The organism is Pseudolysinimonas sp. 10J20-29 (assembly GCF_055809595.1).
Window position 1 is genome coordinate 472,617 of record NZ_CM147917.1, and the last position, 14,742, is coordinate 487,358.

At 69.5% G+C, this 14,742-nt stretch carries 16 protein-coding genes and 2 riboswitches; of the genes, 14 read left to right on the forward strand and 2 right to left on the reverse strand.

All coding sequences use genetic code 11. From position 1 onward, the window contains the following. Positions 1-20 precede the first annotated feature (20 nt). The 5 genes from AC0L6Y_RS02370 (at position 21) to AC0L6Y_RS02390 (ending at position 4,090) form a co-directional block, all read left to right on the forward strand. A complete protein-coding gene (locus AC0L6Y_RS02370) occupies positions 21-569 on the forward strand; it encodes a hypothetical protein (RefSeq protein WP_473554639.1) in 549 nt (182 codons plus the stop codon). Positions 570-810: 241 nt separating this feature from the next. Next, entirely contained in the window at positions 811-1,686 is an 876-nt protein-coding gene (locus AC0L6Y_RS02375; protein WP_473554643.1) for an NHL repeat-containing protein, read from the forward strand. Positions 1,687-1,713: 27 nt separating this feature from the next. Then, positions 1,714-2,790 carry a redox-regulated ATPase YchF gene (gene ychF / locus AC0L6Y_RS02380; RefSeq protein ID WP_473554648.1) on the forward strand — a complete coding sequence of 359 codons (1,077 nt, stop codon included), beginning with the start codon at positions 1,714-1,716 and terminating at the stop codon, positions 2,788-2,790. Continuing rightward, entirely contained in the window at positions 2,783-3,154 is a 372-nt protein-coding gene (locus AC0L6Y_RS02385; protein WP_473554652.1) for a zinc ribbon domain-containing protein YjdM, read from the forward strand. The genes ychF and AC0L6Y_RS02385 overlap by 8 nt, the downstream gene beginning before the upstream one ends. Before the next feature lie 162 nt (positions 3,155-3,316). Then, a complete protein-coding gene (locus AC0L6Y_RS02390; protein WP_473554656.1) occupies positions 3,317-4,090 on the forward strand; it encodes an SDR family NAD(P)-dependent oxidoreductase in 774 nt (257 codons plus the stop codon). A gap of 12 nt (positions 4,091-4,102) precedes the next feature. On the opposite strand, the gene AC0L6Y_RS02395 is transcribed toward AC0L6Y_RS02390, so the two are convergent. Continuing rightward, the gene (locus AC0L6Y_RS02395; RefSeq protein WP_473554661.1) at positions 4,103-4,564 is read right to left on the reverse strand and encodes a DUF4395 domain-containing protein; all 462 of its coding nucleotides are present in this window, start codon (positions 4,562-4,564) and stop codon (positions 4,103-4,105) included. Positions 4,565-4,683: 119 nt separating this feature from the next. Between AC0L6Y_RS02395 and AC0L6Y_RS02400 the strand changes: the two genes are divergently transcribed. Then, complete coding sequence (locus tag AC0L6Y_RS02400; protein ID WP_473554666.1) at positions 4,684-5,136, forward strand: hypothetical protein; 453 nt, start codon at positions 4,684-4,686, stop codon at positions 5,134-5,136. A gap of 37 nt (positions 5,137-5,173) precedes the next feature. Continuing rightward, positions 5,174-5,695, forward strand: coding sequence for a GNAT family N-acetyltransferase (locus tag AC0L6Y_RS02405; protein WP_473554669.1), 522 nt, complete (start codon positions 5,174-5,176; stop codon positions 5,693-5,695). On the opposite strand, the gene AC0L6Y_RS02410 is transcribed toward AC0L6Y_RS02405, so the two are convergent. Next, entirely contained in the window at positions 5,692-6,135 is a 444-nt protein-coding gene (locus AC0L6Y_RS02410; protein ID WP_473554675.1) for a hypothetical protein, read from the reverse strand. The two genes, AC0L6Y_RS02405 and AC0L6Y_RS02410, sit on opposite strands and share 4 nt — an antisense overlap. 354 nt (positions 6,136-6,489) lie before the next feature. Here AC0L6Y_RS02410 and AC0L6Y_RS02415 point away from each other — a divergent pair, with 354 nt between their 5' ends. The 7 genes from AC0L6Y_RS02415 to gcvP all read left to right on the forward strand — a co-directional run bounded on the left by AC0L6Y_RS02415 (position 6,490) and on the right by gcvP (position 14,725). Beyond that, entirely contained in the window at positions 6,490-7,686 is a 1,197-nt protein-coding gene (locus tag AC0L6Y_RS02415; protein ID WP_473554681.1) for an SHOCT domain-containing protein, read from the forward strand. A gap of 18 nt (positions 7,687-7,704) precedes the next feature. Continuing rightward, positions 7,705-8,919: a TFIIB-type zinc ribbon-containing protein gene (locus AC0L6Y_RS02420; RefSeq protein ID WP_473554687.1), complete on the forward strand. Its 1,215-nt coding sequence runs from the start codon at positions 7,705-7,707 to the stop codon at positions 8,917-8,919. Positions 8,920-8,927: 8 nt separating this feature from the next. Continuing rightward, a complete protein-coding gene (locus AC0L6Y_RS02425) occupies positions 8,928-9,251 on the forward strand; it encodes a hypothetical protein (RefSeq protein WP_473554693.1) in 324 nt (107 codons plus the stop codon). Positions 9,252-9,290: 39 nt separating this feature from the next. Beyond that, complete coding sequence (locus AC0L6Y_RS02430; protein WP_473554698.1) at positions 9,291-9,839, forward strand: DUF4190 domain-containing protein; 549 nt, start codon at positions 9,291-9,293, stop codon at positions 9,837-9,839. Between the two features lie 63 nt (positions 9,840-9,902). Beyond that, a riboswitch (glycine riboswitch) is annotated at positions 9,903-9,991 on the forward strand. Further along, a riboswitch (glycine riboswitch) is annotated at positions 9,992-10,145 on the forward strand. 36 nt (positions 10,146-10,181) lie between these two features. Then, positions 10,182-11,315 (forward strand): glycine cleavage system aminomethyltransferase GcvT, encoded by a 1,134-nt coding sequence (gene gcvT / locus AC0L6Y_RS02435; protein ID WP_473554701.1) that lies wholly within the window; start codon positions 10,182-10,184, stop codon positions 11,313-11,315. Further along, the gene (gcvH, locus tag AC0L6Y_RS02440; protein ID WP_473554707.1) at positions 11,312-11,671 is read left to right on the forward strand and encodes a glycine cleavage system protein GcvH; all 360 of its coding nucleotides are present in this window, start codon (positions 11,312-11,314) and stop codon (positions 11,669-11,671) included. Before gcvT ends, gcvH begins: the two co-directional genes overlap by 4 nt. 6 nt (positions 11,672-11,677) lie before the next feature. Then, entirely contained in the window at positions 11,678-14,725 is a 3,048-nt protein-coding gene (gene gcvP, locus AC0L6Y_RS02445) for an aminomethyl-transferring glycine dehydrogenase (protein WP_473554712.1), read from the forward strand. The last annotated feature ends 17 nt before the right edge of the window (positions 14,726-14,742 follow it).

Sequence of the window (14,742 nt, forward strand, 5' to 3'; positions counted from 1 at the left end):
AAGAGGCGACAATGGACCCGATGGCCTTCTTCCGCAAGCGCGCGCCGCGCAGGATCATCGGGCGCTACCGGGCTCCCGCGCCTTCGCCGCGCCCGCCGCTGGCGACCCTCGTGGACGAGGCGCGGATGGTCGCGCACGCGGCCGTGCGGATGGCCGTGAAGAACCGGATCATCGTCCTGGCGGCGGGGGAGCGGCGGGACTTCGACCCCGTGCTGCTGCGGGCGTTCACGCGCGAGACCCTCGAGCAGCTCGCGCAGCAGCAGCGCGCGGCGGCCGAGTACGAGCGGGCGGGACAGCACGCCATCCGGCGCGGCCCGGTGCTCGCCGGGCTCGCCGCGGCGCTCAAATCGGATGCCGTCGATCGCGAGTTCCTGGAGCAGATCGTCGAGGAGGCGCGGGACGCCGCGTGGTCGGAGCTGGCGTCGTCGCTGACGTCGCGGCTGGCCGACGACGTCGCGGCACGGCGTCAGGGGCCGAACTACCACGTCGGGCGGGACGAGCGCATCGCGGCCTTCGTGGCGCTCGACCTGCTCGACCTCGCGTACGACCGCGGTGTGACGCTGGATTGAGGGCCGCGTCGCCGCCGCGGTGTCGAGAGGGTGGACAGCTGGGTATACGCTGTGAGGATTCTTCCCCACGACGAGCGGACTGCTTTCGATGACGAGCTGGATCCCCCGAGCCGTGGCGGTCGCCGCGGGAACCGCTTTTCTGGCTTTCGCAGTGCCGGCTGCCGCGCACGCCGCGCCGCCCGCCCTTCCGAGTGGTGACGCGCTGTATGCCATCGCGTGCCCGTACTACACCGATGCGACGGTGCCCACGACGAACAATCAGCTGCTCATCGTGGACACGGCCGATGCGAGCGCCGTGAACCGCGGTTCCGGCGATGGCGGCGGCAATGCGACCTCCGACTCGAACTGCGCCGCGGGGGCGACGTGGAATCCGGTGACGGAGACGGCGTACTTCGTGTACTGGTCCGAGGATGACGAGTATCCGATGTTGGCGACGATCGATCGCGCGAGCGGCGTGGCGACCGTCATCGGCGAATTCACCGACGCGGGTGTTGTCAACGACTACATCGCGGCGATCGCGATCGGCGCCGACGGCTCCGCGTACGCAGTCGACTACGACGGGTACGAGCTGTTCTCGCTCGATCTCGCGACCGCCGAGCTCACGCTCATCAACGGCTCCGTCTCCTTCGGCGAGGACCCGTACGGCTTCGCCTTCAACCCCGCCGACGGCAAGTTCTACGCGGCCGACCAGGACGGCTACTTCTACGAGATCGATGTCAGCGATGGCACGCTGTCGCCGCTCGGCCAGCCTGCCGGCATCGCGATCGAGGGCGTCTACGGGTTCACGATCGATTCGAATGGCGTCGCGTGGTTCAACAACGACGAGGACTACCTCGACGAGTACGCGGCGCAGCTGTGGAGCGTCGACCTCGCCGACTTCGCCACCGCGGCGGAGTTCTCGGGCAACATCAGGACCGGCGCCAGCGAGTTCGTCTACACGGAGTCGTTCTTCGTCGCCCCGTTCGTCGATGCCCCGGCCGTGATCGAGCCCGCCGCCCCGGAGCTGGCCGAGACCGGGCCTGATGGCTCGGCGGCCGCACTGGCGGCATTCGCCGTGGCCAGCGTGCTGCTCGGTGCCGCTTTCCTGGCCTTGCGTCGCCGCGCGAGTCTGCGGTAGCTCCGCCCGCCGGTAGGCTCGACCCTCGTGGCTCTCACTATCGGCATCGTCGGACTGCCCAACGTCGGCAAGTCAACGCTCTTCAACGCGCTCACCAAGAACTCCGTGCTCGCGGCGAACTACCCGTTCGCCACGATCGAGCCGAACGTCGGCGTGGTGAACCTGCCCGACCCGCGGCTCGCGAAGCTCGCCGAGATCTTCGGCAGCGAGCGCATCCTGCCCGCGGCGGTGTCGTTCGTCGACATCGCCGGCATCGTGAAGGGCGCCAGTGAGGGGGAGGGGCTCGGCAACCAGTTCCTCGCCAACATCCGCGAGGCCGACGCGATCGCCCAGGTGGTGCGCGGATTCGCGGACGACGACGTCGTGCACGTCGCCGGAAAGGTTGACCCGGCCTCCGACCTCGAGGTGATCACCACCGAGCTCGCGCTCGCCGACCTACAGACTCTCGAGAAGGCGGTCGCGCGTCTCGAGAAGGAGGTCAAGGGCAAGAAAGCCGACCCGGCGGTGCTGGAGGCGGCGGTCGCCGCCCAGAAGGCCCTCGACGCGGGCACGCCGCTGTCGCGCGCGACCGGCGTGGACCTCGACCTGATCAAGGAGCTCGGCCTGATGACGGCCAAGCCGATCATCTACGTCTTCAACGTCGACGAGGCCGTGCTGACCGACGACGCCAAGAAGGCGGAGCTCGCCGCGGTCGTCGCGCCCGCGCAGGCGGTGTTCCTCGACGCCAAGATCGAGTCCGAGCTGATCGACCTCGACCCGGAGGATGCGGCCGAGCTGCTCGCCTCGACCGGCCAGGAGGAGTCGGGTCTCGACCAGCTGGCGCGCATCGGCTTCGACACCCTGGGACTTCAGACCTACCTCACGGCGGGCCCGAAGGAGGCGCGCGCCTGGACCATCGGCAAGGGCTGGAAGGCACCGCAGGCCGCGGGCGTCATCCACACCGACTTCGAGAAGGGCTTCATCAAGGCCGAGATCGTCTCGTTCGACGACCTGGTCGCGACGGGGTCGATCGCCGAGGCTCGCGCCAAGGGCAAGGCCCGCATCGAGGGCAAGGACTACGCCATGCAGGACGGCGACGTGGTCGAGTTCCGCTTCAATGTCTGAGGCTCTGCCGGCCTGCCCGGCGTGTGCCGAGAGCTACACGTACGAGTCCGGGGCGCTGCTGGTCTGCCCGATGTGCGCTCACGAGTGGATGCTCGGCGCCGAGTCGGGCGATGAAGACGACCTGGCCGAGGCTCCCGCGATCACGGATGCGGTCGGCAACGTCCTCGAGGACGGCGACACCGTCACGATCATCAAGGACCTCAAGGTCAAGGGTGCGGGCGGGGGCGTGGTGAAGGTCGGCACGAAGGTCCGCGGCATCCGCTTGATCTCGGACGGCGTCGGCGACCACGACATCGACGCGAAGGTGCCTGGCTTCGGGCAGATGCAGCTCAAGTCGAGCGTGGTCAAGAAGGTTCTCGTCTGACGAGCTGACGCCACCGCCTTGCCGTTGCGGGGATCGTCCACCCCGACGTCGACCAGGTGAAGTGCATTCTCGACGACGAGCGCCCCGCCTGTCAATGCGACGATAGTGCGGGGCGCTCGCGAGCGACCCCATCCGCTGTCGACTTCAACCGAAGGAACTTGCATGCCCGTCATCGCCATCATCGGAGCCGGACCCGGACTCGGAGCTGCGGTCGCTCGCAAGTTCGGACGGGAAGGCTTCGCCGTCGCCCTGATCGCGCGCAATCAGGCGAAGCTCGACGCACTGGCCGTGGAGCTCGAAGCGGAAGGCGTGACGGCCCGCGGCTATGCCGCCGACGTGCGGGAGCCCGCGACGCTCGAATCGGCACTCGCGCGTGCCGCCGACGAGCTGGGCCCGATCTCGACGCTGCAGTACAGCCCCCTTCCGTCCCGGGACTACCTGAAGCCGGTTCTCGACTTGACCCCGGAGCTGGCGCGGGAGGCGCTGCAGTTCTCCGCGCTCGGGCTCATCCACGCGGTGCGCGCCGTGCTCCCGGCGATGCGCGAGGCGGGCGGCGGCAGCATCATCCTGATCAACGGCGGCACCTCGGTGAAGGCGCGCGCCGGATTCGCCGGCACCTCTGTCGCTTTCCCCGCCGAGAGCGCCTACGGCGAGATGCTCTTCGAGACGCTCGAAGGTGAGAACATCCGGGTCCGTCAGCTGGTCATCCCCGGAGGGATTCCGAAGCGCAGCTGCCCAACGGCATCGACGACGTGGCGTCGCGGATCTGGGAGATTCAGCTCGCCGCGGGCCCGTTCCGCACGATGCTCATCCCGCTCGAGGACGGCCGAGAGTAGCGCCGACGTCGTTCAGTGGCCTGGCTGCACCACCCCGTTGAAAGGGACGACGTCCTGCCGGGCGGACATGTCGCCGAGTTCCACCGCAGCTCACGAGTAGGTCCGAGGTCCCTCAACCGGATCGACGCCGGAACAGCGGGTAGGCCTTGCAGCCCAGGCAGAATCCGGTGAGCGCGTTGATCGCCGCCATTCCGAAGGCGAGAGCCGTGAGGATGTAGCCGACGACATCAATGTCGATGATGAAGGCGATGAGCGCCACAGCGGTGAGCGCGAACCCGACTCCCTGAGCGAACCGCGGCGGACGGGCATCTTCCAGTGCGGTCGGCGCGGCGATCCGCGGCCACACGAAACGCGCGAAGAGCTGTGCCCACACGGACCATTGAAAACTCACGAACGCCGTGAACCCGAACACGGCCACCTGTGTTACGAGCAGGAAGATGCCCACGGGCCGAACGACGCCGACCGTCAGCAGGACGATGGCGAGCATGATCGCCGTTGCGCCGGCGCTGAACTTCAGGAGGCGCGGATCGACCCTGGCGCGAAGCGGGCAGGTGATGATTCCGGGACTCGGCATGGCGTCCTCCTCGGAAAGGATGACGCCGGTCAGGGCCCTCTGACAAGACCCCCTCCAGCTGCGAATGAACGGTGAGGTCTCCGCGTTGAACCGTCGCCTCGTCCGTGCATAATCGGGCCATGGGTGATCTCGCGGGCAGTGCCGGTCGGCCATCCGCCGCGCGGCAGCCGCTGACGGCCTATTCGCCCCCGGACCCGGAGTTGCGCGCCTTCGACCGCGGTGTGGGAACGCTGCGGGTCTCAGGTGAGCTCACGGGACATCTCGCATGCGTGGTGGGCAGGATGTGGTTCCCGCCGGGACGGGTGTGGCCGTGGTTCGTGATCGTCTGGGCCGATGGCACCAAGGAGTCGTCCTTCGAAGACTATGGGCCCTTGTGGCTCACTGTGCGTGAACTCGATGCCGGGTACTTGCAGCATCATGGCCCGAGCAAGGTCACGGAGAAGCGATTCCTCGGCATGCGGGGTCTCTCCGTCACGCCCGGTGCGCCGTGCCGCTTCGAGTTCGAATGGCTTCCGAGGGCGGAAGCGGAAGCCCAGTGGCGCCGACTCGGACTCGTCGATGCCGACTTCTGAGGGTAGGGCGCATCCAGGCGGACGCCGGAGCAGTGCCGTGACCGGATCGAGCTCACCGGTGCGCGTGCGCGCCTACGAAAGCTCCGACGCGGAGGGGACGATGCGCATCTTCCGCGATGCGATCACGATCACGGCGTCGGCGGACTACACGCCTGAACAGGTTGCCGCGTGGGCGAACACGCGTGGTCGCTCTCGCGACGAGTGGGATCGGTCGATGCGGGCGCGGGACAGCTGCGTCGCGCTCGTCGGCGAGCACCTGGCCGGGTTCTCCGATGTGGATGCCGGCGGCTACATCGACATGATGTTCGTGTCGCCGGAGTTCGCGCGACGAGGCGTGGCGCGGGAGCTGGCGAGGTTCCTGGAGGCCCGGGCGAGGGAGACCTCCGCGCGCCAGCTGTCCGCCAACGTCAGCATCACGGCCCGCCCGTTCTTCGAGTCGGTCGGCTTCCATGTCGTCGCCGAACAGCATCCGGTCGCGGGCGGTGTCGTCATGACGAACTACCGCATGGTCAAGGAACTTGAGGGAGCACCCCGGCGCTCGACGCCGCCGACCCGCTAGCGCGGGACCTCGACCGTCACCGTCGCGCCGCCGTACCCGTTCTGCTGGTCGCGAGCCTCGACGGTGACGCGGTCGACGCCCTCCGGGATCGCGACCGCACTGCTGGTCCGGGTGAAGGGCTGCTCGTTCGCGTGGTCGTGTGCGAGCTGATGCTCGGCGAGCACCTCGCCGTCGGCGGTCAGAACGCGCCACCCGTCGGCGTAGCGCTCTGCGCCGTCGTAGGGCGAGGAGATCGTCACCGCGATCGTGAACTGGTCGCCGCTTGCGGTGAGGACGGCGTCGATCACCTCGGGGAACCGCTGCGCGCTCTCGGTCTGCGACGGCTCGTCTGCCGTGCTGGACGTCGCCGACGCGACGGGGGCGGTCGTCGGATCCGGCTCCGCACCTCCGGCGCATGAGACGAGAAGCGATGCGCTCAGGATGACGCCGAGCGCACTCACGGTCCGCTGCGTCGTGGGCGTTCCGGATCGTCGCACCCGTCGACCCGCGCGCCGTTTCCGCGATGGGGCGACGACCGTCGCGCGGACCTCTGCGGAGCTGGCGCTATGGCGAAACACGTCGCCGATCGTACGCGCCCCGCGCTCGCCGCGGTTGTGGGTGCGACAGGCCGCCCGGCTTGCCAGGAGCGAGGGGCGCTCAACTAGGCTGGGTGCGCTCTGAAAAGTACTTGTGCGTGCGCGTTGCTTCAGGAGTGAGGTCGAACGATGGATCTTCTCCACGGTTGAGCGGCAGTGCGCCCTCCCGTATGGCGACCTCATTTCAGACGCAGACACCTCTCGAGACAGGAGCAATCAGTGGGACTCATTCAGGCAGCTGTCGGCGCACTCGGCGGAACACTTGCGGATCAGTGGAAGGACTTCTACACCGTTCCGACCGGCCTCGCGCCGACCGCCGCACTCGTCGCGGCAGTCCCGCAGGGTCAGAACGCTGGTCGCGGTTCGAACACCAAGGCCTCCGACAGCATCATCTCGAACGGCAGCAAGATCCTGGTCCCCGAGGGCTATGGGCTCCTCTTGATGCAGGACGGCGCCATCACCGGTTTCGCCGCGGAGGCGGGTGCCTACGAGTGGAGCAGCGAAGCTCAGGACTCCCAGTCCATCTTCGCGGGCAACGGGATCGTCAGCCCTCTGATCACGACCTCGTGGGAGCGGTTCAAGTTCGGCGGGCGGCCGGGATCGCAGCAGCGCGCCTACTTCGTGGCGCTCAAGGAGCTTCCGAATAACCGCTTCGGCACCCAGTCCGAGATCTACTGGGATGACGCGTACATGAACGCCCAGGTCGGCGCGATCACGCGCGGCACCTACACGATGAAGATCGTCGACCCGATCCTGTTCGTGAAGGCGTTCGTTCCCGCCAAGTACCTCGAGCCCGGTCAGGTCTTCGACTTCACCGACATCGAGAACGACGCGGCGTCGCAGCTGTTCAACGAGGTCGTGGGGTCGCTCGCGCCCGCCTTCTCGATGTACACGAACGACCCGTCCAAGGGCAACCGGATCACCAAGATCCAGCAGGACTCGATCGGCTTCGCCCACAGCCTCTCGGCGGCCGTGGAAGAGAACTACCAGTGGTCCTCGGCGCGCGGCCTGGAGATCGCCTCGACGGCGATCATCGCGATCGAGTACGACGAGAACACGCGTGAGCTGCTGCGCAACGTGCAGCGTGCCGACGCGCTCTCGGGCGCCCGCGGCAACTCGAACCTGCAGGCCTCGGTGGCGGCAGGCTTCGAGTCGGCGGGGGAGACGGGCGGCGCCGCCGGCATCTTCGGCATGGGGATGGCGGCCGGGGCCACCGGCCTCGGCGGACTCCAGCAGCCCGTCCCCGGTGTGGGCGCGCAGAGCACGCCTGCGGCCCCCGCGGCAGCGGCGGCTCCCGCGGCTCCCGCCGCGAACGACCCGATGGCCCAGCTCGCGAAGTTCAAGGAGATGCTCGACGCGGGGCTCATCACGCAGGAGGACTACGACGCCGCGAAGGCCAAGGCGCTCGGCCTGTAGGCGCGCGGGGTATTCGAGATGTCGAGTTCACTGCCAGCCGAACTGCCGGATTCGCAGCACCCCACCGACCCTGAGGAGTTCAGCACCCAGAACACCGACCTGACGGACGGCGTCAACCGGTGCCCGCGATGCGGGGCCACCGACATCCAACTGCGTCCGTCGGCGGGGAAGCTGATCTGCCTGTTCTGCCGGCACGAGTGGGCCGAGAGCCTGCTCGAGGAGGCGTCGGGCGACGAGGATCTCACCAGCCTGCGCGGCACGATCGTCGGGTCCGGGGCGGCAGACATCGACAACTCGGTCAGCGCCGTCGTCACCTTGAAGTGCGCGGGCTGCGGGGCCGAGGTCGTCGTCAACACCAGCGAGCAGCTGACCTCGCGCTGTCACTGGTGTCGCCATGTGCTGTCCATCAACGAGCAGATCCCGAACGGGGCGGTGCCCGACGCGGTACTGCCGTTCAGCGTGTCGCACGAGGATGCGGTCGCACGGATCAGCGCCTTCGCGAAGAAGCGCCGGATGTTCGCGCATGCGCGTTTCAAGAGCGAGTTCACGCCCGAGAACGTCGTTCCCGTGTACATGCCGTACATGGTGGTCGACGGCAACGTGAGCGCCGAGGTCTGGGGCGTGGGCGAGATCAAGACCCGGCAGTACACGCGCGGCTCGGGCGACAAGCAGAAGACGTACTACGACGCGGACATCTACCGGGTGCAGCGTCGCGTCGACTTCACGGTGGATGACCTCACCCTGGAGTCGTCGGGCGAGCGCGCGAACATCGACACGAAGCGGAACACCAACAACGTCATCAACACGATCCTGCCGTTCGACACCAAGAACGCGGTGCGGTGGAACGCGAGCTACCTCAACGGAGCCACCTCGGAGAAGCGCGACCAGGACGTGGAGCACCTCCAGCCGGCGCTCGAGAACCAGCTGCTGTCGATCGGGCGCTCCGAGGTCTCGGGCTCGGTGGCCACCTACGACCGAGGCGTCCGGTGGGAGCAGGAGCGGGTCGACGTGCACGGCACCAAATGGGTGTCGATGTACCTGCCGGTCTGGCTGTACTCCTTCCACCACGTCGAGAGAGGCAAGAGCATGGTGCACTACATCGCCGTCAACGGCCGCACCGGCGAGACCATGGGCAGCGTGCCGGTCTCGCACGGACGGCTCCTGCTCGCCGCGCTCACCGCGGGCACCTTCGTCGAATCCCTGGTGATCGCGTTCCTGGTGGTGAGCTCATGATGGAGACGATGTTCGGGACGTTCGAGCTGGCGGCGGGCATCCTGGCCTCCGTGCCCCACCTTCGCGAGGCGACCGAATCCTCGGAGGGCGGCGCGAACTGGCTGCTCGCCGCAGGTCCGGCGTCGGCCGCGGCGCTGTACGCGGCGCTCTACCGCTACTACCGCAACACGCACCGGTCGCACCAGTACGAGAAGGAGACTGCGGTCACTTCGCAGCCCGTCACGGGGAGCGACACCAAGGTCGACGAAGTGCGGGGCACCACGCGGAAGACCGTGCAGGGCGACAACGTGCGCAGTCACCGCCAGCGGGTGCAGCGTCTGACCGCGAGTTGAACTGACCCAACCTTCAGTTTGCGGTGTCAGGATGGTGACATGACCGATTTCGAAGACCTCCCGCTGTCGGCGCCCGCGCGGCGCGCTCTCGAGGCCGAGGGGCTCACCAGCCTGGAGCTCCTCGCCGCCAAGACCCGCGACGAGGTCGCGGAGGTGCGCGGCATCGCGCCCGGCACGGTGGCGATCCTCGAAGACGCGCTGCAGGCGCGCGGTCTGAGCTTCGCCGAAGCCGGGGCGCCCGTCGCCGACGCGAGCGCGGTCGAGGCCTCGCCGGTCGTGGCACCGGTCGAGCCGGTCGCCGCGGGCGCACCGGCGCCGTCCGCGCTGCCCACCTACAACGTGTTCGCGATCGTGGCGCTCGCCACGTCGTTCGTGATCCCGATCATCGGCGTCATCTTCGGCCACCTGGCGCTGCGCGAACTGAAGACGAGCGGGCAGCAGGGTCGCGAGATGGCGATCGCGGGCCTCGTGGTCGGCTACGCGCTCAGCGCCGCATATCTGCTGGCGATCTTCGCGACGCTCGCGTTCAGCTTCATGATGCTGCTCGTGCCGCTGGCGCTCATCCCGATCTCGATGATGGGCGCGTAGGCGACGTCGACTCGGTTCGGCGAGCGACCTTGCTAGGCTGAGCCCACAATCGAAGATCGGGCCGCACGCGATGCGGGAGAGCTTCCGCACGGAAGCACCGAAGGAGCAAGCCTCCCCGCCAATCTCTCAGGTACGAGTACCGCATCGACAGGCCGCTCTGGAAAGAGCTTCGCAGCGTGAAGCTGGTCGAGTAGCCGACATCGTCGGCGTATCGAGACCGGTTCCGCGCAGACGCAGCCGCCCACGGTGAAAGCGCCGCCCCTGGCCGGGCGTCGTGAAACTCTCAGGCACCGGTACAGAGGGGGAGTTCCACCCGCAGCCCGCCGTGCTCAGGAGAACTCCGTGACCGATCGACTCTCGCCCCTCGATGCGACGCATCGCGCTCTCGGCGCCAGCTTCACCGACTTCGCCGGGTGGCAGATGCCCGTGCGCTACAGCTCCGACCTGGCCGAGCACCACGCGGTGCGCAGCGCCGCGGGCATCTTCGACATCTCGCACATGGCCGAGTTCATGGTCGCAGGACCGCAGGCGGCCGCGTTCCTCGACGCCGCGCTGTGCGTCGACGCCAGCGCGATCCCGCTCTCGCGCGCCAAGTACACGATGATCCTCGCCGAGGACGGCGGGATTCTCGACGACCTGATCGTCTACCAGAACGCCCCCGGCGAGTACCTCGTGGTCGCGAATGCGGGCAACCATGACGTCGTGGCGGCGGCGCTCGCCGAGCGCATCCAGGGCTTCGAGGCGGTCGTGACCGACCTCACCGAGGCGCTCGCCCTCATCGCCGTGCAGGGCCCGAGCTCGCGCGCCATCCTCGAGGCGACCGCGGGGCTTGAGCACCGCGACGAGTGGGCGATGGGGCACACGCTCGACGAGCTGCCCTACTACGCCTGCATGGGCATGTCGTTCCAGGGCTCCGCGCTGCTGGTGGCGCGCACCGGCTACACCGGCGAGGACGGCTTCGAGCTGTACGTCGAGGCGGCCCGGGCGGCGACGCTCTGGGATGCGCTGAGCGCGGCCGGCGGCGAGCACGGCCTGGTGCCGTGCGGTCTCGCCGCGCGCGACACGCTGCGGCTCGAGGCGGGCATGCCGCTCTACGGCCACGAGCTCGGCACCGAGATCCGGCCCGCGCAGGCGGGCCTGGCGCGCGTCGGACTGCCCAAGACCAAGACCGCCGACTTCTTCGGCCGCGCCGCGCTCGAGGCCGGTGCGCCCGAGGGCGCCCGCGTCCTGGTGGGCCTCGCCGCCGAGGGCAAGCGCGCCGCGCGTGCGGGCTATCCCGTGCTGCACGCCGACGCGCCGGTCGGCGAGGTGACGAGCGGGGCGCTGTCGCCGACGCTCGGACACCCGATCGCGATGGCCTACGTCGACCCGGCCGTCTCGGCGGTCGGCACCGAACTCGAACTCGACGTCCGCGGCAGCCGCATTCCGGCCACCGTGGTTGCCCTGCCCTTCTACCGGAGAGAGTCACGATCATGAGCGAACTGCAGTACACCGCCGAGCACGAATGGATCTCGGTCGACGGCGACATCGCGACCGTGGGCATCACGCCCTACGCCGCCGACAAGCTCGGCGACGTCGTCTACGTGGACCTGCCCGCGGCCGGCGCGAGCGTCGCGGCGGGCGCCGTCGTCGGCGAGATCGAGTCGACCAAGTCGGTGGGGGAGCTGTTCGCCCCGGTCGACGGCGAGGTCGTCGAGTCGAACCAGGCCGTCGTCGACGACCCCTCGCTCGTCAACGCCGACGCGCTCGGCGCGTGGCTGATCAAGGTGCGCTTCTCGGCGCTGCCGACCCTGCTCAGCGCGGACGAGTACGCCGCCCTCACGAACGAATAGGACACCATGCGGGAGCTCTTCGCCGACCGTCACATCGGCACCGATCCGGCTGCTCAGAAGACGATGCTCGAGGCGGTCGGCTTCGACTCGGTCGACGCGCTCATGGACGCGGCGGTGCCCTCCGCCATCCGGGTGGCGGAGCACGGTCCGGGCTCGGGCGACGTGCGCGCGAGCTCCCTGCCGGCCGCCGCCACCGAGCGCGAGGCGCTCGCCGAGCTGCGGGTGCTGGCGGGCCGCAACCGGGTGCGGCGCTCGATGATCGGGCTCGGCTACGTCGACACGATCACGCCCGCGGTGATCCAGCGCAACGTGCTCGAGAACCCCAGCTGGTACACCGCGTACACCCCGTACCAGCCGGAGATCTCGCAGGGACGCCTCGAGGCGCTCATCAACTTCCAGACGATGGTCGCCGACCTCACCGGTCTCGCCACCGCGAACGCGTCGATGCTCGACGAGGCGACCGCGGTCGTCGAGGGCATGCTGCTCGCGCGCCGCGCCTCGGGCTCTGGCTCGAACGTCTTCGTCGTCGACGCGGATGCGCTGCCGCAGACGCGCGCCCTGCTGGCGCACCGCGCCGAGGCCGTCGGCATCGAGCTCGTCACCCTCGACCTCAGCGGGTCGAGCACCCCGCACACCCCGAGCGGGTCGAGTAGCCCGCAGGGCGTATCGAGACCCCCCGCCGAGACCGGGTCGAGCACCCCGCCCACCCCGAGCGGGTCGAGTAGCCCGCACACCCCGAGCGGGTCGAGTAGCCCGCAGGGCGTATCGAGACCCCCCGCCCCCGCCCTCCCCGACTGCTTCGGCGTGTTCGTGCAGTACCCCGGCGCCTCGGGCCTGCTCTGGGATCCGACCGAGGTCGCCGCCGCCGCCCACGAGCGCGGCGCTCTCGTGGTCGCCGCGACGGACCTGCTCGCCCTCACCCTGGTGACCGCTCCCGGCGAGTTCGGCGCCGATGTCGCGGTCGGCTCCAGCCAGCGCTTCGGCGTGCCGATGGGCTTCGGCGGACCGCACGCCGGCTTCATGGCCGTGCGCGCGGGCCTCGAGCGCCAGCTTCCGGGCCGCCTCGTCGGCGTCTCGCAGGACGCGGCCGGCTACCCCGCCTACCGTCTGTCGCTGCAGACGCGCGAGCAGCACATCCGCCGCGAGAAGGCGACCTCGAACATCTGCACAGCCCAGGTTCTGCTCGCGGTGATGGCCTCGATGTACGCCGTCTACCACGGCCCCGGCGGGCTCAAGCGGATCGCCCACGAGACGAACCGGCAGGCGAACCTGCTCGCCGACGCGCTGCTCGCGGGCGGCGTCGAACTGGTGCACGACTCCTTCTTCGACACCGTGCGCGTGCGCGTGCCCGGTCGCGCCGCCGAGGTGGTCGCGGCCGCCGCCGAGCGCGACGTGCTGCTCTGGCAGGTCGATGCCGACACCGTGCACGTCGCCTGCGACGAGACGACGACGAGCGAGGACCTGGATGCGGTGCTCGCCGCCGTCCTCGGTGACGCCGCCCCGACGGTCGGCTTCAAGCCGGTGCACCGCAGCATTCAGTCGGAGCTGCACCGGCAGTCGGAGTACCTGACGCATCCGGTCTTCCACACGCACCGCTCGGAGACGGGCATGATGCGCTACCTCAAGTACCTGGCCGACAAGGACTACGCGCTCGACCGCGGCATGATCCCGCTCGGCTCGTGCACGATGAAGCTCAACGCGGCGACCGAGATGGCGGCGGTCACCTGGCCCGAGTTCGCCGGGCTGCATCCCTTCGCCCCCGAGTCCGATGTGCTCGGCTACCTGGAGCTGATCGAGCAGCTGCAGGACTGGCTCGCCGAGGTGACCGGCTACGACGCGGTGTCGCTGCAGCCGAACGCCGGCTCGCAGGGCGAACTGGCCGGGCTGCTGGCGATCCGCGGCTACCACCGCTCGCGCGGCGAGGCGCAGCGCGCCGTCTGCCTCATCCCGTCGAGTGCGCACGGCACGAACGCGGCGAGCGCCGTGCTCGCGGGGATGCGCGTCGTCGTGGTCGCCTGCGACGCGCTCGGCAACGTCGACCTCGACGACCTGCGCGCCAAGGTGACCGAGCACGCGGACGACCTCGCCGCGCTGATGATCACCTACCCGTCGACGCACGGCGTCTACGAGCACGACATCCGCGAGATCACCTCCGCCGTGCACGCGGCGGGCGGTCAGGTCTACATCGACGGCGCCAACCTGAACGCGCTGCTCGGCTACGCGCGCTTCGGCGACCTCGGCGGCGACGTGAGCCACCTGAACCTGCACAAGACGTTCTGCATCCCGCACGGCGGGGGCGGCCCGGGGGTCGGGCCGGTGGCGGCGAAGGCGCACCTGGCCGAGTTCCTGCCCTCGCATCCGATGCAGCAGCGCGAGGTGGTCGCCGGACGCGACGGCGCCACGCTGCCCGAGCACGCGAACATCGTGAGCGCGGCGCCCTACGGCAGCCCGAGCATCCTGCCGATCTCGTGGGCGTACGTGCGCATGATGGGCGCCGACGGCCTCCAGCGGGCGACCGGTGCCGCGGTGCTCGCCGCCAACTACGTGGCCGCGCGCCTGCGCGAGCACTTCCCGGTGCTGTACGCGGGCGAGCACGGCCTCGTGGCGCACGAATGCATCCTCGACCTGCGGCCGCTGCGCGAGGCGACCGGCGTGAGGGTGGATGACGTGGCCAAGCGCCTGATCGACTACGGCTTCCACGCGCCGACGATGTCCTTCCCGGTGGCCGGCACCCTCATGGTGGAGCCGACCGAGAGCGAGGACCTCGCCGAGCTGGACCGCTTCGTCGACGCGATGATCCAGATCAAGGCGGAGGCGGATGCGGTGGCGGCCGGCGACTGGCCGCGCGACGACAACCCGCTGGTGCGTGCGCCGCACACCGCCCACGCGGTGATCGCGGGGGAGTGGGAGCGGCCGTACAGTCGCGAGCAGGCCGTGTACCCGGTGCCCGAGCTGGTGCACCGCAAGTACTGGCCGCCGGTGCGCCGGATCGATCAGGCCTACGGTGACCGCCATCTGGTGTGCGCGTGCCCGCCCGTGGAGGCGTTCGCCTAGCCGGGCCGGGCCGGCGC